The organism is Sciscionella sediminilitoris, from assembly GCF_000737195.2.
GTDB lineage: Bacteria > Actinomycetota > Actinomycetes > Mycobacteriales > Pseudonocardiaceae > Sciscionella > Sciscionella sediminilitoris.
Genome location: NZ_JALM01000003.1, coordinates 78345 through 97273, shown reverse-complemented (window position 1 = coordinate 97273; position 18929 = coordinate 78345). Strand labels below are relative to the sequence as shown.

Below are 18929 nucleotides of genomic sequence, written 5' to 3'. Positions count from 1 at the left end.
GATGACCGGAAACGCCGTTCGCAGGACCATCGCCGCTGCCGCCGTGCTCGCCGCCGTCGGCGGGGTGACCGGAATCGCCGCGACCGCGGCGAGCGCGAGCACCGAACCGCAACTGTGCAAGGACCTGGATGTGCGGGTCACCGCGACCCCGGCCCAGGACTCACCGTCCGGGCACCGCGCAGTCACCTTGCACTACACCGCGGCGGACGCGAACACGTACTGCACGCTCAGCGGCGCCCCCTACGGTGTGGCCTTCTACGACCGGTTCGGTTCCCCGGTCGGTGTGCAGAGCTCCGTGGCCGATGGGGGAACGCCGGGACAGGTCACCATCGACGCGAACCATTCGGCGAGCTCCGCGGTGCTCATCCCGAACAGCCCCGAGCCGGGCCCCGCGGAGGTGACCGGACTGCGGTTCCACCTGCCATCGGACGCCTCGAACACCCCGGTCGGGGTCGCCTGGCCGGGCACCGAGCTGAGCGGTTCCCCGCAGTTCACCGCCATCTCCCAGGACTGATCTCCCGTCCGTGGCCGGTCTCGCACTCCGGGCCGGTCACGGGCTTTTCCCGGTACCGTCTGCGGATGTGCTGACCGGTTCGTTCTGGTGGGACCTCCTCCTCGGTATCGTGGCCGCGCTGCTGCTGGCCTGGCTGGCCCTGGTCCTCGCGCTGCTCATCGCCCGTCCGCGCGGCGGTCTACTGCGTGAGGCGCTGCGCCTGCTGCCGGATGTGCTGCGGTTGCTGCGCGGGCTCGCCGCGGACGACACGCTGGCGCGCGGGATCCGCGTCCGGTTGATCCTGTTGCTCGGCTACCTCGCACTGCCGATCGACCTGATCCCGGATTTCGTACCCGTGCTGGGGTACGCCGACGACGCCATCATCATCACGGTGGTGCTGCGCGGGGTCGTCCGCCGTGCCGGTCTCGATGCCGTGCGTGCGCACTGGCCGGGCACCGAGGACGGATTCGCGGCCCTGGCGCGCCTCACCGGCTTGCGCCGCGGAGTTTGACCAGGACCGAACCGGGCACCGGTTAGCTTGTCCCGCATGGCACATTCCGGAATCGCGCCGCGGCGGCGGGTACTGAGCGGTTGGGGGCGGGCCGCTGGCACGGTCGCCGAAGTACTGTCCACATCGGAGCTCGACGTGCTCGCGAACGCGGTGCGCGGTGCGGGGCCGCGCGGGGTGATCGCCCGCGGTCTCGGGCGCTCGTACGGGGATCCGGCACAGAATTCCGGTGGCCTCGTGGTGGACATGACCGCGCTGAACCGGATCCACCGGATCGACGAGGACGAGGCGTTCGCCGAGGTGGACGCCGGAGTGAGCCTGGACCGCCTGATGCGCGCGGCCTTGGCGCATGGGCTGTGGGTGCCCGTGCTCCCCGGCACCCGGCAGGTCACGGTCGGCGGCGCGATCGCCAATGACATCCACGGCAAGAATCACCACAGCGCGGGAAGTTTCGGCAATCACGTGCTGTCCCTGGACCTGCTCACCGCCGATGGACAGGTGCGCACGCTCACCCCGGAGGGACCGGAAAGCGAACTGTTCTGGGCCACCGTGGGCGGGATCGGGCTCACCGGGATCATCGTGGGCGCGCGACTGCGGCTGAAACGTACGGAGACCGCGTACTTCCTCGCCGACTACGACCGCACGATGGACCTCGACGAGACCATGGAGCTGCTGACCGACGGCTCCGACGAGGCCTATGAGTACTCGGCGGCGGTGCCGGACACGATCTCCACCGGGGCCCGGCTCGGCCGTGCCACGTTCTCCCGCGGATCGCTGGCCCGGCTGGACGAGCTGCCGCCGAAACTGCGCCGGGAACCGTTGCGGCTCAACGCACCGCAGCTGGCCACGCTGCCGGACATCTTCCCGAACGGAATGGTCAACCGGCTCACCTCGCGGGTGGCGGGCGCGGTGGCGCACCGGATGTTCCCCGAGCACGCGCGCGGCAGGATCGCCAATATTTCCCAGTTCCTGCACCCCTTGGACGCGCTCGGCGAGTGGAACCGGGCCTATGGGCGCGCGGGTTTCCTCCAGTACCAGTTCTCCGTGCCCTACGGGGCCGAGCAGCGGATGGCCGATCTGGTGCGCACCATCGCGCGTTCCGGGCACCTGTCCTTCCTGAACGTGTTCAAGCGCATGGGAACCGCGAGCCCGGCCCCGCTTTCCTGGCCGCATCCCGGTTATATGCTCAGCCTCGATTTCCCGATGAGAAGCGGGCTCGGCCGGTTCTGCGCACGGCTCGACGAACAGGTGCTCGATGCGGGAGGGCGGCTGTACTTCGCGAAGGACTCCCGGACCACGCCCGCGATGATCGCCCGGATGTATCCGCGATTGGCGCAGTGGCGCCGGATCCGCGATGCCGCCGACCCGGACGGGATCTTCTGCTCCGACATGTCCCGCCGTCTCGGGATCGCCTCCGGCTGAACCCGCTCACCCCGGCCCCGGCAGGCGCAGCCCCTCGACCAAGAGACCGACCAGCCGACGCGCGTCGTAGTGCGTGTCGTTCTCCGCACCGATGCAGAGGTTCCCGATACCGCGCATGAGTTCGTAGGGTTCGAGATCGGGGCGGATCTCACCGGCCGCGGCCGCGGCTTCGAGCAACCGGCCGCACACCGGGAGGAGGCGGTCCAGGAAATAGGCGTGCAGGGCCTCGAAGCCCGGATCGCCGGACTGCAGCACGGCGGCCAGCCCGTGTTTGGCGACCAGGAAATCGACGAAGAGATCCGTCCACTGGGCGAGCGCGGCGTGCGGGCTCGCCATATCGGCCAGCAGTCTCGGGCCTGCCTCGGCGCAGGCCTCGACCTGATGCCGGTAGACCGCGATGATCAGGTCCGCCCGGGTCGGGAAATGGCGGTAGATCGTGCCCACCCCGACCCCGGCCCTGGCCGCGATATCGCGCACCGGAGCCTCCACGCCCGAGGCGACGAAGACCGCGGCGGCCGCGTCGAGCAGGGTCTCCTTGTTGCGCCGGGCATCCGCCCGTTTCGCCCGCGTGCCCTCGTCCGGCATGGCGCCGCGCCCTCCTCGTTGCTAACCGGAACAATGTTCCGTATCGTTAACGGAGCAATGTTCCGTTTCGTCGATGATGCCAGATCGGCGAACCCGGCAAGGAAGGACGGCCCTCGATGCCGCACGCATCCGGTACCCGGTTCGGGATCCTCACCGCCCCCATGCAGGTCGACTACCAGGACGTGCTGCGGGTCTGGCGCGAAGCCGACGCGATCCCGGAGATCGAGCACGCCTGGCTGTTCGATCACCTCATGCCCATCGGGGGAGACCCGGACGGGCCGATCCTGGAGGGCTGGACGCTGCTCTCCGCGCTCGCCGCGCAGACCCGGCGGCTCCGCCTTGGCCTGCTCGTGACCAGCAATCGCTTTCGCCCGCCCGCCATGCTGGCCAAGATCGCCACGACCGTGGACATCGTCTCTGGCGGGCGGCTGGATTTCGGTATCGGCGCCGGTTCGCGCCCCAGTCATCCCTTGGCACGGCGGGAGTACGACGGGCACGGCCTGCCCTATCACGGGGCCGCGGAGGCCGTCGCCAGTCTCGCCGAGGCGTGCACGGTCATCCGGCGGTTGTGGACCTCCACGGAACCGTTCGATTTCCACGGCGAGTATCACGAACTCACCGGTGCGTTCGGTAATCCCAAACCCGTGCAGCGGCCCCATCCACCGTTGCTGATCGGCGGGCGGGCCGCCGCGACGCTGCGGGTGACCGCCGAGCACGCCGACCTGTGGAACATTCCCGGCGGGGACATCGCGGATGTCCGCGACCGCAGCGCCTTGCTCGACCGTTACTGCACCGAGATCGGCCGGGATCCCGCCTCGATCACCCGCTCGATCCACCTGCCGGTCTCCTACGAGGATCCCGGTCGCACCCGGGATGCGATCGGCGAGGCGGTCGAGGCCGGATTCGGGCACATCGTCCTCGGGCTGGACGCGCCCTATCCCGAAGGGGTCGCCGCCTGGGTCGCCGAGCGGCTCATCACCGTCGGCTGATCGATCCCCGGCAGTTCTCGCCTACCATGGACCGATGACGACCAAGCCCGCATCGCTGTTCCTGGCCGAGGTCCTCGTCGTGGCGGTGGCGTTCCTGGGACTCATGTCCGCACGGGAACCCTGGCAGACACTCCTGGCCGCTGCGGTGTTCCTGCTCGGCACGGTCGCCGTCATCGCGGTCCACATCCGGTCCCGCGGCAACCGTTCCGCCTAGCGCTCCCGCGGCAGGGGCGCGAGCACCGTGTGCGGATCGAAGTGTTGTTTCAACAGCGCGGCGGTGGCCCGCACGGCTTCGGGGACATAGCGCAGATACGCGTCGTGATTCTTCGGGCCGATTCCGTGTTCGGCGCTGAAACTGCCCGCGTAGCGGTGCACGGCGATGTCGTAGACGAGCATGCGCAGCTCGTCGACGCGGTCACGGTCGGCGGCGATCCGTTGGGGCAGCGGAAGAATCAGGTGGATCCCGCCGTCGCCGTAGTGGCCGAGCTCGATGGGGCGGATATCGGGGCAGGTTTCGGCGAGCCGGGTGTGCACCTCGGCGCGGAACCGGGTGATGGCCGAGCGCGGGGTGGCGAGGTCGAGGCTGAGCACCGGATGCATCCGTTCGGTGATCTCCGGGATGGCGTGCCGCACCTCCCACATCCGCTGGGGCGCCCCGATCCGGGCGTCGTGCAGCAGATCCTGTCCGGCCGCGGCCTCCAGTGCCTCGGTGAGCTTGTCTTCGGCGCGCTCGTCGTCGGCGGCGATCTCGGCGAGCACCAGGAAGTGTTCGCCCCGCGGGATGCGGTTGAGCAGGTGCTCGTGCCGTTCGGTGAGCAGGGCGGCAGCCGCGGGGGAGACCACCTCGAACGCGGCGAGGGAATCGGCGCAGTGCCGTTCGAAGGTGGTGAGCACGTCCAGCAGCCCGGATTCCGGCACGGCCAGCCAGGCGGTCGCCCGGGAACGGGGCAGGGGCGCGAGCTCGAGGCTCGCCTCGGTGAGCACGCCGAGGGTGCCGCCGGTGCCGATGAACGCCTGTTTGAGGTCGAGGCCCTCGTTGCGTTTGCGCAGTGGCCTGGACAGGTCCAGCACGGTGCCCGCGCCGTCGGGGACGGCGGCGCGCAGCCCGAGCACCCGGTGGCGCACATCGCCGTACTTGATCAGGTGCGAACCCGCGGTATTGGTGCTGAGCATGCCGCCGACGGAGGGACTGGAACCGACCTCGACGGGCAGCTGGAGCCCGTGCGGGGCGAGCCGTTCGTTGATCTCGTCGAGCTGCCAGCCCGCGCTCACGGTCAGCGTCCGGCTCGCGGTGTCGAGTTCGAACCGTTCGCGCAGCCGTTCGCCGGAGAGCACCCCCTGGGTGCCGGAATCGTCCGGGAGAGCCCCGCCGACCAGTCCGGAGTTGGCGCCCTGCGGGATGAGCCGGACCCGTTCCCGATGTGCCCAGTCGAGCAGCGCGGTCAGTTCGCCTTCGGTGGCGGGCCGGGCGACGAAGGCCGCGGTCCCGGTCAGCAGGTTCGGGGCCTGCTCGTAGCGGCTCAGCTCGGTGCCTGGTTCGAGCAACCCGGCCGGACCGAGCAGGGCGCGTGGTTCGGCGAGCTCGGTCACACTGACTCCTTCACCTTCGGGGCACCGGCGCGGTCGAGTTTGCGCGGCGCGGTCTCCTTCAGCATGCCGAGGGTGACCAGCAGCGAGAGGAACGCGATCACCACGATGTAGATGGCGGGCGCGAGCTTGGAACCGGTCTGCCCGATCAGGAAGGTGGCCACATAGGGCGCGGTGCCGCCGAAGAGCATGAACGCGAGGTTGTAGCCGATCGCGGAGGCGCTGTAGCGCACCCGCGCGGGGAACAGTTCGGCGGTGACCAGGCTGGAGACCAGACTGGTCGGGCCCGCGACGAGCACGAAGAGCACCTGCCCGCCGAACGCGGCGAGGAATCCGCCCTGGGTGGAGAGCAGGAAGGCGGGCACGGTCAGCACCATCATGCCGATGACCGAGTAGAGCATCATCGCCTTGCGCCCGAAACGGTCGGCCATGGTGCCGAACAGCGGGGCGAGTATCACCAGCACCCCGTAAGCGGCCGCCGAGGACCACAGCGCGGTCACCCGGGGAACGCCCGCGTCCTCGGAGAGGAAGTTGGGCCAGTAGGTGCCGAGCACGTAGTAGGCGACGGCGTTGATCATGATCAGCCCGAACAGCGTGGCGATCGGTTTGCGCTGGGTGCGCAGCGCGTCCCGGATCGGGGCGTTGTCCACCTGCCTGCGTTCGGAAAGCGCCACGAACTCCGGGGTTTCGGTGACCTTGGTGCGCAGGTAGAGCCCGACAAGCCCGAGCGGGAGCGAGACCGCGAACAGCACCCGCCAGCCCCAGGAGGCCATGGCCTCGGTGCCCGTGGAGGTGGTCAGCAGTGCGGTGAGCGCGACCCCGGCGATCGAGGCCAGGAACGTGGTGACCGACAGCGCGCTGACGTAGAAGCCGCGGCGCTCGCGCGGGGCGAACTCGACGACCATGGTGGCCGCGCCCGCGTACTCCCCGCCCGCGGAGAGTCCCTGCACCAGTCGCAGGATCAGTAACAGCACCGGAGCCAGCACGCCGACCTGGGCGTAACCGGGCAGGGCCCCGCACAGCGCGGTCGCCGAGGACATGGTGATCACCACGATGGACAGCGAGCGCCGCCGCCCGAACCGGTCGCCGATCCGGCCGAAGATGACCGCGCCGAGCGGGCGCACGAAGAACGCGACACCGAACACCGCGAAGGTGGACAGCAGTCCGGCGGTGGCGTCCTCGGAGGGGAAGAACTTCGCGGAGATGATCGGCGCGAGGTAGCCGTACACCCCGAAGTCGAACCACTCCACGAAGTTGCCGATCGCACCGGCGGCGACGGCGCGCCGGATCTCGGTGCGGGAGGCGACAGCGGTGTCGGCCACGGGGAGTCCCTTCGGTTGGCAGGATGAGGTCGTGGACGAAACGCTAATCCTCGAACGATAGTTGTTCATTGCCCGTTTTCGCGGTATCCATGCTGTTATGGGTAACGATCCTACGGTCCAGCAACTGCGGGTGTTCCGCGTCGTCGCCGAGGAGCTGCACTTCGGCAGGGCCGCGGAGCGGCTGATCATGAGCCAGCCGCCGCTGACCAGGCACATCCAGGGGCTCGAGCAGGCGGTGGGGGCGAAGTTGCTGGAGCGCAGTTCGCGCAAGGTGGCGCTGACCAAGGCAGGCGCGGCCTTTCTCGCCGAGGCGACGGTGGCGCTGGCGCGGCTGGACCGGGCCGGGGAACTCGCCCGCCGGATCGCCGAGGGGCACGCGGGCCGGATCTCGCTCGGGTACGTCGAACCGCTGGCGATCGAGCTGCTGCCGCGGGTGCTGATGCGGTTCCGCGAAGCCTTTCCCGATGTCGATCTGCGGCTGCACGAACTGCACACCCACGAACAGATCGAGGCGCTGCACAGCAATGCGATCGATATCGCCGTGCTGCGCGCACCAGCCAATGTGGACCCGGACCTGGAGTTCGCCCCGCTGTTCGCGGATCCGCTGGTGGCCGCGGTACCGCCCGGGCACCCGGCGGCGCGCGCGGAGATCGGGCTCGCCGAACTGGCCGAGGAGGACTTCATCGTCTACGCCCGCGAGATCGGCCAGGGCATGATCACCGCGACCCTTTCCGGTTGCGCGGCCGCGGGGTTCAGCCCGCACATCGCGCACCAGGCGCAGAGCACGCCGATGCTGCTGACCCTGGTTGCCGCGGGGGAGGGGGTCGCGCTGGTGTCCAGCCCCATCGCGCAGGTGCCCCGGCCGGGGGTGCACTTCGCCGCGCTCACCGGTTCGCCCGCGCGTTCCGAGCTGATGCTGGCCTGGCGCCGCGGTGAGGACTCGCCCGCGATGCGCAGGCTCTCCGAGCTGTTGCTGGAGCTCGGCCCCGAAGATGCCTGATCGGGTATCGGTCTGCCTGGTTTTCGCAACGGATAACTATCGAACGCGGCCTACGGTGATCGGCGAGCCAAGAACTACAGCGAAGGGTGCGTGGCCGATGGATCGCCGGGACGTGACGTGGCGTGGATACTGGAGCGCCTTGCCGACCCCGTTCACCGAGGCCGGGGAACTGGATCTCGCCGCGTTCGAGGAGATCGTCGAGCGCTACATCGCCGATGGGGTGCACGGGCTGCTGGTCAACGGCAGCACGGGGGAGTGGGCCGCGCAGAGCCTCGAGGAACGGGAACGGCTCGCCGAGGCCGCGGTGCGCAGGTCGAACGGCCGGGTGCCGGTGGTGATCGGGGTGACCAGTTCCCGCCCGCACGAGGCGGCCCGGCTGGCCAGGCACGCCGAGCGGGCGGGTGCGGATTCGGTGATGGCGGCCCCACCGCCCGCGACCCGGCCCACACCGGAGGAGCTGCGCTGGTACTACGAGACCGTGTTCGGCGCGGTCACCCTCCCGGCCTGGGTGTACAACTTCCCGCAGGACGCGGCCACCGACATCCGGCCCGAGCGGTTCGCCGAGCTCGCCGATCTGCCGAACGTGGTCGGGGTCAAGCAGAGCACCGCGAGCCTGGACGATCTGCTGGCCACCATCCGCGCGGTCGGTGACCGGCTGGTGGTGTTCGGGCACCTGCTCTCCCCGCTCGGGCTCTCGCTGCTGCGCGGCGGGTTCGGCGGGGACGGGCATTTCGGTTCCGGCATGCTGCTCGGTTCCCGGTACTCGGCCTTTTTCGAGCTGGCCTGGGCCGGGGAGACCGCGGAGCCGCTGCGCATCGCCGAACGTTCCGATGCGCTGATGCACCGGCTGCGCGGACCGGGCACCGATGGCTACAACTGGCGCTATGGCGGCATGCAGGCCTCGCTCAAGGCGGCGATGAACCTGCTCGGCCAGCCGGGCGGGTTCCCGAGGAAACCGAAGCTGCCGATCACCGACACGCGCTCGCTCGCCGAGATCTCCGCGGCGCTCGCGGATGCGGGCCTGGAGTCCGTGTGAAGCCCGAGCTGGAGAGCCTGCCGCTCGCGGAGGTCGAGCGGCTCGCCGAACGGGTGGCCGATCCCGCGGCGTGGAACTATCTGGTCTCCGGGGCGGGGACCGAGGACGCGCTGCGGGAGAACCTGGCCGCGTTCCGGCGGATCCGGTTCGCCCCGCGGGTGTGCACGGATGTGTCCGAAGTGGACACCGAGCTGCGGCTGCTCGGCCTGGATCTGCCGCATCCGGTGCTGATCGGCCCGACCGCCTGCCACCGGATGTTCCACCCGGACGGTGAGGAAGCCACCGCGCGGGGTGCGGGGGAGGCGGGCGCGGTGTTCTGCCTGAGCGGGTACAGCACCACCGGGATGGCCGCGGTCCAGCGCGCGGCGAGCGGCCCCTGGTGGCTGCAGTACAACGCCGCGCCGGACGACGGGTTCACCCGGGAGCTGATCGCCGAGGCCACCGAACGTGGTGCGGCCGGGATCGTGCTGACCGTGGACACCCCGGTCGCCGGGGCACGGGAACGCCAGGGCTGGGACGGGGTGAGCCTGCCGGACGGGCTTTCCTTCGCGCTGACCGAATCCGCGCCGTATCCCGTGCGCCCGCCGTCCTCGCCGTACGAGATCCACCGGCCCGCCCTGGACGCCTCGTTCACCTGGGAACGCCTGGCCGGGCTGCGGTCGAGTACCCGGATTCCATTGCTGGTCAAGGGAATCCTGCGCGCCGATGACGCGCTGCGCTGCCTCGATGCCGGTGCGGACGGGATCATCGTGTCCAACCACGGTGCGCGCAATCTCGATTCCGTGCTCAGTACCGCCGAGGCGCTGCCCCGGGTGGCCGAGGCGGTGCGGGGGCGGGCCGCGGTACTCGTCGACGGGGGACTGCGCCGGGGCGCCGATATCGCGAAAGCGCTTGCCCTCGGCGCGGACGCGGTGCTGCTCGGCCGTCCCGCGCTGCACGGTCTGGTGCTCGCCGGGGCGCAGGGGGTCGGGCACGTCGTGCGCCGGTTGCGCTACGAACTCGCGATGACCATGGCGTTGTGCGGGGCGCCGAATCTGGCCGCCCTGGACGCGGATCTCCTGGTGTGACCGGGCGGGGTGTGCGCAACAGCGCTCAGCTCGAGGGCAGATACCGTGGCGCGCGCCAGGCGTGCAGGTGGTGTTCGGCGGCCCCGGCGAGGGAGAGCAGCTGCCCGTCCTGCCAGTGCCCGGCCATCAGCAGCATGCCGACCGGGAGTTCGCCGACGGTGCCCGCGGGAACGGACACCGAGGGATAACCGGCGACGGCCGCGGGAGTGGAGGACGGCACGATGTCGTTGTCGCCCCGCCGGCAGTCGGTCGTCCACGCAGGCGGGTTGGTCGGCGCGGCGATCGCGTCCAGCCGGTGCTCGCGCATGGTTTCGTCGATGGAACGCCGGGAGAGCTCGCGCAGCTCCTCCCGATGGGCGCGGTAGCCGGGATCCGTGGTCGGCGGGGCGGCGAGTGCCCGCTCGAACAGTTCCTGTCCGGCGAAACAGGTCCGCTCGGCCGGGTGGGTCCGGTTGAACTCGATCAGGTCCGCGAGATCGCGCGGCCCGGCCTGCCTGGTTTTCAGGTAGGTGTCGATGTTCCGGTGGAATTCGCTCAACAGCGCGGGAATCTCCAGTTCGGCGATGCGGTCCTGGTAGGGCGGCTCGACCTCGACCACCGTGGCGCCCGCGGCTTCGAGTTTCCCGGCGGCGCGCCGCAGCAGGGCGTCCACCTCGGGGCCGAGTTCGGACAGCCGCCACAGGCCGATTCGCTTTCCGCGCAAGGCATTCGGGTCCAGCAGCGCGGCGTAGTCGCTCGGCTGGTCCGCCGGATAGCCCGCGGTCGCCGGATCGGCTGGATCGCGGCCCTGCAGTGCCGAGAGGGTGATCGCCACATCGGTGACGTTGCGCGCCATCGGTCCCGCGGTGTCCTGCTCGGCGGAGATCGGCACCACTCCGGTGCGGCTGACCAGGCCGAGGCTCGGTTTGAGCCCGACGACGCCGTTCATCCCGGCGGGGCACACGATCGATCCGTCCGTTTCGCTTCCGATCGCGACCTGGGCGAGTGAGGCGGCGAGTCCGGCGGCCGAACCCGCGGAGGACCCGCAGGGATTCCGGTCGAGCACATAGGGATTGTTGGTCTGGCCGCCGACCGCGGACCAGCCCGAGGTCGGTTTGTCGGCGCGGAAATTGGCCCATTCCGAGAGGTTCGCCTTGCCGAGCAGGACCGCGCCCGCCGCGCGCAGCCTGGCCATCAGCACCGCGTCCTTCGCGGGCGGTTGTCCGGAAAGCGCGAGTGATCCCGCCGTGGTCGGGAGGTCGCGAGTGTCCACATTGTCCTTGACGAGTACCGGAATCCCGTCCAGTGGACCGATCGCGGTTCCCGCACGGTGCCGCGCATCGCTGGCCGCGGCCTGGGTCATCGCGGTGGGATCGAGGCGCAGCACGGCATGCACCTTCGGATCCACGGTACGGATCCGCTCCAGGTAGGCCGCGGTGAGCGCGGTGGAGGTCAGCGAGCCGTGCGCCATCCGCCGCTGCAGCTGCGGAATGGTCGCCGTGTCCAGGTGCACGCCGAGCGGTTCGCCGTGTGCCGGGCCGATCGAGGTGAGCGAACCGGCGGCGAGCAGGGCGGCGAGTGCCAGGGCGATGCGCATGGATGTCATCCAACTGCGCGGTTGTTGCGAGGGCAAGACCCGTTCGGTGGTACCGGATCACCCGGACCGCAGTTCCCCGGCCACCTTGCGGCACTGTTCGGTGAACGCGGCCATCCGCCGATTCGCGGGCACCCCGCCCGCGTACAGCATGCCGATCGAGACCGGTTCCGCGTCGGTGATGTGCACCGCGCGTGATCCCTGTGCGGGCCGGGTGCGCTGGTTGAGGATCGCGAACCCGCCGGTCGAGGCGACGAGCCCGCGCATGGTCTCGAAGTTCGTGGTGCGCACGACCTCCGGAATCGGTACCCCGGCGTGTTCGAGCATGCCGAGGATGAACCGCCCGGTCTCGGGCAGGTCGAGCAGCACCATCGGGGTGCGCGCCAGTTCGCGCAGGCTCGCCGAGTCCGATCCGGCCGCCGGATGACCGGTGGCGACGAGGGCGTAGGGGCGCACCGAGAGCAGATGCCGGAACCGGATGTCCTCGGGCACCTCGAGCCCGTAACCGAGCGCGATATCGCAGCGCGCGGAACGCAGGGCCGCGGCGAGCCCGGCACCGTCCGATTCGAGCACATTCACCCGCAGTTCCGGGTGCCGCTCCCGCAGGCCGGTCAGCACCGGCGGAACATAGAACGGGGCCAGGGTGACGAAGCAGCCGATCCGCAGCTCCCCGTTCACCCCGTGCCGCAGATTCCGCCCGGCATCGGCCAGCTCCGCGGCGTCCCGCAACAGGTTCCGCGCCTTGTCCAGCAGCTGCTCGCCTGCCGAGCTCAGCGTGATCCCGCGGGCGTGCTGGCGGATGAACAGGGCGGTGCCCAGCTGCTTCTCCAGGCGCTGGACGGCCGAGGAGAGCGCGGACTGGGACATGTGCAGTTCCCCGGCGGCTGCCGAGATGCTCCCGGTCTCCGCGGCCGCCACGAAACACTGCCATTGAGCGAGGGTGAATTCGGCCCGCTGGAACACGTTCCGACCTCCTTGTATCGAACGATGCGATACACAGTAGCGAGAAACTCCGATTGTCGGCCGGTTCACCGGTTCGCCAGAATCCAGCGCAGGCGACGACCCCGACGGCGAGGTACCCGGTGGACACGAGCGAACTGCGAGCCGACTACATCGAGGCGATGGCCCGCACGGCCGCCGCGGTGACCGTGGTGACCACCGCGGGGCTGGCCGGCCGGTTCGGGCAGACGGTCAGCGCGGCGACCTCGGTGACCGCCGATCCGCCGACCATGCTCGCCTGCCTCTACCGGCGCACCGCGATCGCCGAGGCCGTGCTGGCCAACGGCTGCTTCGCGGTGAACGTGCTCGCCCCGGAGCAGCGTGCGCTGTCCCGGATCTTCGCGGGCGGTGAACCCATCGGGCGGCGCTATGTGTTCGACGATGCGTGGCGGACCCTGTGCACCGGGGCTCCGGTGCGCAGGGACGGCGCGGCGGTGTTCGACTGCGCGCTGAGCGATTCGGTGCTCGTGGGAACGCATCTGGTGCTGTTCGGCCGGGTGCGGGCCGCGCGGGCGGGCGAGACCGAGGGACTGACCTACCGCGACCGCGGTTACGGGCGACACCATCCGGAGATTGGAAGGCCGGCATGAAGCAGTGCTATACCGAACGGCAGCGGGAGTTCGTGGAGCTCGCCGGGCGCCTCGCGGATGTGTTCGCCGAGCGCGCCGCCGAGCACGATGAGCAGAACACCTTCCCGTACGAGAACTACACCGATATGCGCAGTGCCGGGCTGCTGCGGTTGACCCTGCCCACCGAACTGGGCGGATCCGGGGCGACCCAGGCGGAACTGATCCCGGTGATCGAGCGGCTGGCGATGGGCGACGGGGCGACCGCCCTCGCGGTGAACATGCACCTTTCCCCGCTCGGCCAGTGGTCGTCGATCTGGCGCAGGACAAAGGATCCCCGGCTCGCGGGCTTTCTCGCCCAGGCGGCCGAGGACAAACTCGTCTGGGCCGCGGTGACCAGTGAGATCGGCAGCCCGAACCTGATGACCGACGCGCGCACCACCGCGCGCCGCACCGAGGGCGGTTTCCTGGTCAGCGGGCGCAAGAACTTCGGCACCAACACCGCGGTCGCCACACACTGTTCCACGACGGCGCGGTACGAGGAAGCCGAGGGCGGGCCGCGGCTGCTGCTGATGCGGATCGCGCTGGACGATCCGGCCGTGACCATCCACCAGACCTGGGACATGCTCGGCATGCGTGGCACGCAGAGCAACGACGTCGAGTTCGCCGAGCTGTTCGTGCCGGACGAGGCGGTCGTGCACTCGCTGCCGGTCGGGCACCTGGACGCGCGGGTGCTCGAAACCGTGTTCTCCTGGGCGATGCCCGCCTTCGGCGCGGTGTACAACGGGATCGCCGCCGGCGCGCTGGACTGGGCGAAACGGCAGGCGATCCGGCGCGGGATCGCCGGGCAGCCGCTGATCGTGGACACCCTGGCACACGCCGAGATCCTGATCGAACAGTCCCGTGCGGTGCTCTACCGGCACGCTGCCGAGGTCGACTCGCGGGCACTGCTCACCGAGCTGAACGTGCAGGAGGGGATCGCGCGCTGCGCACTGGTGAAATACGTGTGCACCAACAATGCCGTCGCGGTACTGCAGAAACTCGTGGAAGTGGTCGGCGGCGCCGCGTACGTGCGTAAGCTGCCGTTCCAGCGGATGTGGCGGGATGCGCAGGCGGGCACCTTCATGCCGTTCGCCAATCACGCCGCGCGCGAGATCATCGGCTCGACCGCGGTCGGTATCGAGCTGGCACCCACGATCGGTCCCGAGGAGACGGGCCCGGACAGCAAAGCGAAGGAGACGGCAGATGACTGAGGACTACCGCTCGGGCGGGCGGGACGCCATCCGCACCCTGTTCTGCATCGGGGTGCGCGATCCGTTCTTCGCGGCCGCGGAGGAGGAACGCGCCTCGGTCATCGAGGAATCCCGGAACGGGTTCGCCGATCTCGCCGGACGGTTCGGGGTCCGGGTGCTCGGCACCATGGATGATGACGAGACGATGGTCGGACCGTCCACCCGATTCCCGTGGACCGCCTACATCCTCGCGGATGTGCCGGACTACGAGACGGTCACCCGGATCTGCTCGATCCTGCGAGAGCACCCGGTCGGCGATGCCCGGCTGTGGAAGTACTTCACCATCGAGGCCCGGCTCGGCAGGGCCCTGTTCTTCGGTAACGAGTAGGGGCTCCCATGTCGCAAGTGCCCATGTCGCACGGGATCGCGCTGGTGACCGGGGCTGGTCAGGGGATCGGTGCCGCGATCGCCGAACGCCTGCACGCGAACGGATTCCGGGTGGCGCTGCTCGACATCGACCACGCCGCGGCGAGTGCGGCCGCGGCCCGGCTCGATTCTCGGGAGCGGACCGCGATCGGGGTCGCCGCGGATGTACGCGAACCGGCGGCCGTGCGCACCGCGCTCGAGCAGGTGCGCGAACGGCTCGGCAGCCCGGATGTGCTCGTCAACAATGCCGGGCGGACCGTGCCGAAATTGGTGTGGGACATCGAACTCGACGAATGGGACGACGTGCTGGCCACCAATCTGCGCAGCGTGCTGTTGCTGACCAGGGAACTGGCCCCGGCCATGGCCGAGCGCGGCTGGGGCCGGGTGGTGAACCTGACCTCGCTCGCCGGGCAGCAGGGCGGGCTCGTCGCGGGGGCGCACTACGCCTCCTCCAAGGCCGGGATCATCGTGCTCACCAAGATCTTCGCGCGCGAGCTCGCCGCGTCCGGGGTCACGGTGAACGCGGTCGCCCCGGCCGCGGTGCACACCCCGGTCATGGCGGACATGCCGCAGGACCAGCTGGACAAGGCGGTCGAGTCGATCCCGGTCGGCCGCTTCGGGCGGGCCGGGGAGGTGGCCGGGCTCGTCGGTTACCTGTGCGGCCCCGACGCGGGCTATGTCACCGGCGCCACGATGGACATCAACGGCGGGGTGTTCATGCGCTGAGTCACTGGGCCCGGACCTGCGCGGTGACCAGCTCCCGGTACCAGCGGCCCCATTCCTGCAGCCGCGCGGCCGCGGGGGCGAGCCGCTGCCCCGCCTCGGTCAGCGAGTACTCCACCCGGGGCGGGTTCTCCCCGTAGTCGGTGCGCACCACGATGCCGTCCTCCTCGAGTTCGCGCAGCGCCCTGGCCAGTCCGCGCTGGGTGATCCCGGGCAACCGCCTGCGCAGCTCGCCGAACCGGTGTGTTTCCCGTAACAGGTACTCGACGATCACCATCTTCCATTTCCCGCCGAGTACCGACATCGCGGCCTCGATCGCGCAGTACGGTGCCAGTTCGGCGATCGGTTCGCGCGCCATGGCCTCCCTTTCGGTGGTGACGGTTCTGTCACCGGTGACAAGATTGACCGTACTTGTATTCCCCGCCGCGGCCCGCGATCTTCGGGACATGCCCACTCGTCATCCCTGGCTGACGCTCGCCGTGCTGTGCGCGACGCTGTTCGTCGGTGCCGTGGACTTCACCGTGCTCAACCTCGCGCTGCCCGCGATCGACGCGGATCTCGCGCCCGCGCCGAGCACGCGTGGCTGGATCCTGGACAGCTATCCGATGACGATCGCCGCGCTGCTGCTCACCATCGGCACCCTCGCCGACCGGGTGGACCGCAAACACTTGTGGTGCGGCGGATTGGCGGTGTTCGGGCTCGCCTCGTTGCTCGCCGTGTTCGCCGGATCATCCGCGCTGCTGGTGCTGGCCCGGTTCGGTCAGGGGATCGGAGAGGCGCTGTTGCTCGCCTCCACGGTGACCATCCTGCGCGCGAGCTTCCCCGATCCGGCGCGCCGCGGCACCGCGATCGGGTTGTGGACCGCCAGTTCCAGCCTCGGCGCGGCCTGCGGACCCGTACTCGGCGGGGTGCTGATCGAACAGTTCGGCTGGCGTTCCGCCTTCCTGCTCAACGTTCCGGTCGTGGCACTGGCAGCCGTGTTCGGCGCGGTGCTGATCGTTCGGGTGCCCCCGGCGGCGCCCCGGAGCTGGGATGTCCCCGGCTCGCTGCTGTCGGTCGCGGTGCTCGGGCTGCTGCTGTACACGCTCAACCACCTCACCGGGAACCCGTGGCAGCTGACCGTGGCGCTGCTCGGGATCGTACTGCTGGGCGGGGTGGTTTTCCTTGTCCGGCAACGGAAAGCGCGGGTTCCACTGGTTCGGTTGCGGGTGTTCGCCAACGGAGCGTTCAGTGCCGCGATGCTGTTCATCGTGCTCGCCTTCGGCAGTTATATGGCCTTCCTTTTCCTTGTCGCGCAACAGTGGCAGCGCGGTGGGACGGATCCGCAGACGGCCGGTTTCGAGCTCATTCCCGCCGCGCTGGCGAACGCGCTCGGTTCCGCGCTCGCCCCGGTCCTCGTCCGGCGCCGGGGTGAGCGGACGGTTGCCGGGCTCGCCCTCGCGCTACTGGTGTGCGGGCTGCTGCTGTTCGGAATCGCCGGGGCCGCGGGGAACTATCCGGCGCTGGTGCTGCTCGGATTCGGGTCGGGCGTGGTGATGTCGGTGTGCACCGGCACGGTGCTCGCGCACGCCGGGCTCGCGCGGTCCGGGGAGATCGGCGCGCTGCAGGAGACCGCGTTCAACCTCGGCTCCGCGGTCTGGCTCGCCGCCGCGAGTGCGGTGCTCACCCGGCCGTTCGCCGGGACCGCCTACGTTGCGGCGGTACTCGTCGCCGCGCTCGCCGGGGCCGGATTCCTGCTGTGGCGGGGATCTTTCCGGCGGAGGAACTCAGCGCAGGCGCAGTTGCAGCCAGGTGACCAGCCTGGCGTCGGCGTCGTCGAGCCGCAGCCCGAATAGCTGCTCGGCACGGCGCAGCCGATAGCGCAGAGTCGTCGGATGCACGGCGAGCCGTTCCGCGGCGGTGCCCCCGCGCGGTCCCTCGGCGAGCACGGTGCGCACGGTCTGCGCGTAGTGCGTGCCGTATCGGCGGTCGTGTTCGAGCATCGCGGCCACGGCGGGCACCGGCTCGCCGAGCACCTCGCCCGGCTCGGCGGCCAGTTCGCCGAGCACGACCAGATCGGCGACCTCGGTGCGGCTGGCCACCGGGCCCAGTTCCGGGCGGCTGGTGATCGCCCGCAGCGCCCGTTCGGCGTCGCGCCGCGCCCGGGGCAGTTCGGTCCAGGCGCCCGCCTCGTGACCGAGCCCGGCGCGCACCGTCGTGCCGAGTGCGGCCGAGGCGCTGGCCACGGTGCGCCGGACGAGACCGGGAAGTTCGCCGCCCGCGGCCGGTTCGGCGAGCACGGCGTAGGCGCGGTCCGCCACGACACCGCAGAGCGCGGGCCGGTGGTAGACCTCGAAGTAGCCGCGCACCACTTCGGCGAGCTTGCCCGCGATGGCCGGCTGATCCTGGCCGAAGGCGAGAACGACCGCGGTGTCCCGCGGGTCGGCGCCGAGCTGTGCCGCGCTGGCCACGGGGGAATAGGCGCCGCCGAGCATATCGGCGAGCATCCTGGTCCGCCTGCGTTGTTCGGCGTCCTTTGCCTGGCGTGCGCGTACGAGGTGCACCGCGGTGAGGTTCGCCGCGCGCAGCAGGGCGTCCTCGGCCGGGCTGCCGAGTTCGGTGTGCGCGTCGATCGCCCACAGCGAGCCGAGCAGTTCGCCCTCGGCGCGCACGGCAACGGCCAGGCGGGGCAACAGATCTGGTTCGGCCCCGGCGAACCGGACCACCGAAGCCGACTGGAGCAGCCGCTCGTAGGAGTTCGGGTTGTACGGCAGATCGGGCACCTGCCTGCCCAGGATGGCGGCTCGGCGTACCTGGTCGGTGGGTTGCCCGGCGAGGCTGGAGTAGGCGAGTACCCGCTCGTGCGGGTCCTCGATGGTGACCGCGCCGCCGACGGTGGCCGCGATCATGTCCGCCAGCGCGAACAGGTCGCCGCCGCCGTTCGCCTCCGGGGCGGGTGATCCGGCGAGCACGGCGTGCAACTGCCCGGCCAGTTCGAGCCAGCCGACCGTTCCGGTGAGCAGCAGTAGCGCGATGTCCTCGGCGCCGAGCCGCGCGGCGAGGGCTTCCGCCTCGGCCTCGGGCGCACGCACGATGGCCGCGCCGACCCCGGCAGCGGCCAGTTCCCCGATCGCCTCCTCGCCCGGCAGCGGGCCGGTGAGCAGCGCGATCCCACCGGAGGGGGTCTGTCCCGGTTCGTAGACGAACACCGGTTCGGCCACCTCGCGATCGGTGGCTCCGGTGAGTGGGCGCAGCCGTCCCGGGCCGAGCTGGCGCACCAGCGTGGCGAGCGTGATCACGCACATCATGCTCGCATACGAGCAATACGGCTTCCGGTCTCGCTCGTGCGTGAGCATGCGCGGACGGCGTGGGGTGATAGAGAGTGTCCGGAACGGATCACTTTTCGACAGATCGACTTCGAC

General features: G+C 70.4%; 20 protein-coding genes. 13 read left to right on the top strand and 7 right to left on the bottom strand.

Features of this window, described 5'->3' with window-relative positions:
* The first annotated feature begins 1 nt into the window (after position 1).
* The 3 genes from AD72_RS00910 (at position 2) to dprE1 (ending at position 2423) form a co-directional block, all read left to right on the top strand.
* Positions 2–514, top strand: a complete 513-nt coding sequence (locus tag AD72_RS00910) for a DUF4232 domain-containing protein (RefSeq protein WP_031464398.1) — start codon at positions 2–4, stop codon at positions 512–514.
* Between the two features lie 70 nt (positions 515–584).
* Complete coding sequence (locus AD72_RS00905) at positions 585–1004, top strand: YkvA family protein (RefSeq protein WP_031464397.1); 420 nt, start codon at positions 585–587, stop codon at positions 1002–1004.
* Positions 1005–1040: 36 nt separating this feature from the next.
* Entirely contained in the window at positions 1041–2423 is a 1383-nt protein-coding gene (gene dprE1, locus AD72_RS00900; RefSeq protein WP_031464396.1) for a decaprenylphosphoryl-beta-D-ribose oxidase, read from the top strand.
* 6 nt (positions 2424–2429) lie between these two features.
* Here the strand turns inward: dprE1 and AD72_RS00895 are convergent, their stop codons facing one another.
* On the bottom strand, positions 2430–3008 hold the full coding sequence (locus AD72_RS00895; RefSeq protein ID WP_031464395.1) for a TetR/AcrR family transcriptional regulator: 579 nt from the start codon (positions 3006–3008) through the stop codon (positions 2430–2432).
* A gap of 116 nt (positions 3009–3124) precedes the next feature.
* Between AD72_RS00895 and AD72_RS00890 the strand changes: the two genes are divergently transcribed.
* The gene (locus tag AD72_RS00890; protein ID WP_031464394.1) at positions 3125–3997 is read left to right on the top strand and encodes an LLM class flavin-dependent oxidoreductase; all 873 of its coding nucleotides are present in this window, start codon (positions 3125–3127) and stop codon (positions 3995–3997) included.
* Positions 3998–4031: 34 nt separating this feature from the next.
* On the top strand, positions 4032–4211 hold the full coding sequence (locus AD72_RS00885) for a hypothetical protein (protein ID WP_031464393.1): 180 nt from the start codon (positions 4032–4034) through the stop codon (positions 4209–4211).
* On the opposite strand, the gene AD72_RS00880 is transcribed toward AD72_RS00885, so the two are convergent.
* Positions 4208–5587 carry an FAD-binding oxidoreductase gene (locus AD72_RS00880; RefSeq protein ID WP_031464392.1) on the bottom strand — a complete coding sequence of 460 codons (1380 nt, stop codon included), beginning with the start codon at positions 5585–5587 and terminating at the stop codon, positions 4208–4210. The two genes, AD72_RS00885 and AD72_RS00880, sit on opposite strands and share 4 nt — an antisense overlap.
* Positions 5584–6906, bottom strand: coding sequence for an MFS transporter (locus AD72_RS00875; protein ID WP_031464391.1), 1323 nt, complete (start codon positions 6904–6906; stop codon positions 5584–5586). Before AD72_RS00875 ends, AD72_RS00880 begins: the two co-directional genes overlap by 4 nt.
* A gap of 97 nt (positions 6907–7003) precedes the next feature.
* On the opposite strand from AD72_RS00875, the gene AD72_RS00870 reads away from it, so the two are divergent.
* From AD72_RS00870 to AD72_RS00860, 3 genes are all read left to right on the top strand, one after another.
* On the top strand, positions 7004–7906 hold the full coding sequence (locus AD72_RS00870; protein ID WP_031464390.1) for a LysR family transcriptional regulator: 903 nt from the start codon (positions 7004–7006) through the stop codon (positions 7904–7906).
* A gap of 97 nt (positions 7907–8003) precedes the next feature.
* The gene (locus AD72_RS00865) at positions 8004–8942 is read left to right on the top strand and encodes a dihydrodipicolinate synthase family protein (RefSeq protein WP_031464389.1); all 939 of its coding nucleotides are present in this window, start codon (positions 8004–8006) and stop codon (positions 8940–8942) included.
* Positions 8939–10009: an alpha-hydroxy acid oxidase gene (locus tag AD72_RS00860; protein ID WP_031464388.1), complete on the top strand. Its 1071-nt coding sequence runs from the start codon at positions 8939–8941 to the stop codon at positions 10007–10009. The genes AD72_RS00865 and AD72_RS00860 overlap by 4 nt, the downstream gene beginning before the upstream one ends.
* Before the next feature lie 25 nt (positions 10010–10034).
* Here the strand turns inward: AD72_RS00860 and AD72_RS00855 are convergent, their stop codons facing one another.
* Both AD72_RS00855 and AD72_RS00850 read right to left on the bottom strand, forming a co-directional pair.
* Positions 10035–11594, bottom strand: a complete 1560-nt coding sequence (locus AD72_RS00855) for an amidase (RefSeq protein WP_031464387.1) — start codon at positions 11592–11594, stop codon at positions 10035–10037.
* Between the two features lie 48 nt (positions 11595–11642).
* Positions 11643–12545 carry a LysR family transcriptional regulator gene (locus tag AD72_RS00850; protein WP_031464386.1) on the bottom strand — a complete coding sequence of 301 codons (903 nt, stop codon included), beginning with the start codon at positions 12543–12545 and terminating at the stop codon, positions 11643–11645.
* 119 nt (positions 12546–12664) lie between these two features.
* On the opposite strand from AD72_RS00850, the gene AD72_RS00845 reads away from it, so the two are divergent.
* From AD72_RS00845 to AD72_RS00830, 4 genes are read left to right on the top strand one after another with little or no spacing between them, the layout of a single operon-like run.
* Positions 12665–13171 (top strand): flavin reductase family protein, encoded by a 507-nt coding sequence (locus tag AD72_RS00845; RefSeq protein WP_031464385.1) that lies wholly within the window; start codon positions 12665–12667, stop codon positions 13169–13171.
* A complete protein-coding gene (locus AD72_RS00840; RefSeq protein WP_031464384.1) occupies positions 13168–14400 on the top strand; it encodes an acyl-CoA dehydrogenase family protein in 1233 nt (410 codons plus the stop codon). Before AD72_RS00845 ends, AD72_RS00840 begins: the two co-directional genes overlap by 4 nt.
* Positions 14393–14767: a hypothetical protein gene (locus AD72_RS00835; RefSeq protein WP_031464383.1), complete on the top strand. Its 375-nt coding sequence runs from the start codon at positions 14393–14395 to the stop codon at positions 14765–14767. The genes AD72_RS00840 and AD72_RS00835 overlap by 8 nt, the downstream gene beginning before the upstream one ends.
* 8 nt (positions 14768–14775) lie before the next feature.
* Positions 14776–15531, top strand: coding sequence for an SDR family NAD(P)-dependent oxidoreductase (locus AD72_RS00830; RefSeq protein ID WP_037344460.1), 756 nt, complete (start codon positions 14776–14778; stop codon positions 15529–15531).
* Position 15532: 1 nt separating this feature from the next.
* On the opposite strand, the gene AD72_RS00825 is transcribed toward AD72_RS00830, so the two are convergent.
* The gene (locus tag AD72_RS00825; RefSeq protein ID WP_031464381.1) at positions 15533–15886 is read right to left on the bottom strand and encodes a winged helix-turn-helix transcriptional regulator; all 354 of its coding nucleotides are present in this window, start codon (positions 15884–15886) and stop codon (positions 15533–15535) included.
* A 43-nt stretch (positions 15887–15929) separates the two neighbouring features.
* Here AD72_RS00825 and AD72_RS00820 point away from each other — a divergent pair, with 43 nt between their 5' ends.
* Positions 15930–17363, top strand: coding sequence for an MFS transporter (locus AD72_RS00820; RefSeq protein ID WP_197284843.1), 1434 nt, complete (start codon positions 15930–15932; stop codon positions 17361–17363).
* On the opposite strand, the gene AD72_RS00815 is transcribed toward AD72_RS00820, so the two are convergent.
* A complete protein-coding gene (locus tag AD72_RS00815) occupies positions 17295–18806 on the bottom strand; it encodes a PucR family transcriptional regulator (RefSeq protein WP_156365002.1) in 1512 nt (503 codons plus the stop codon). The genes AD72_RS00820 and AD72_RS00815 overlap by 69 nt on opposite strands.
* Positions 18807–18929: the final 123 nt, after the last annotated feature.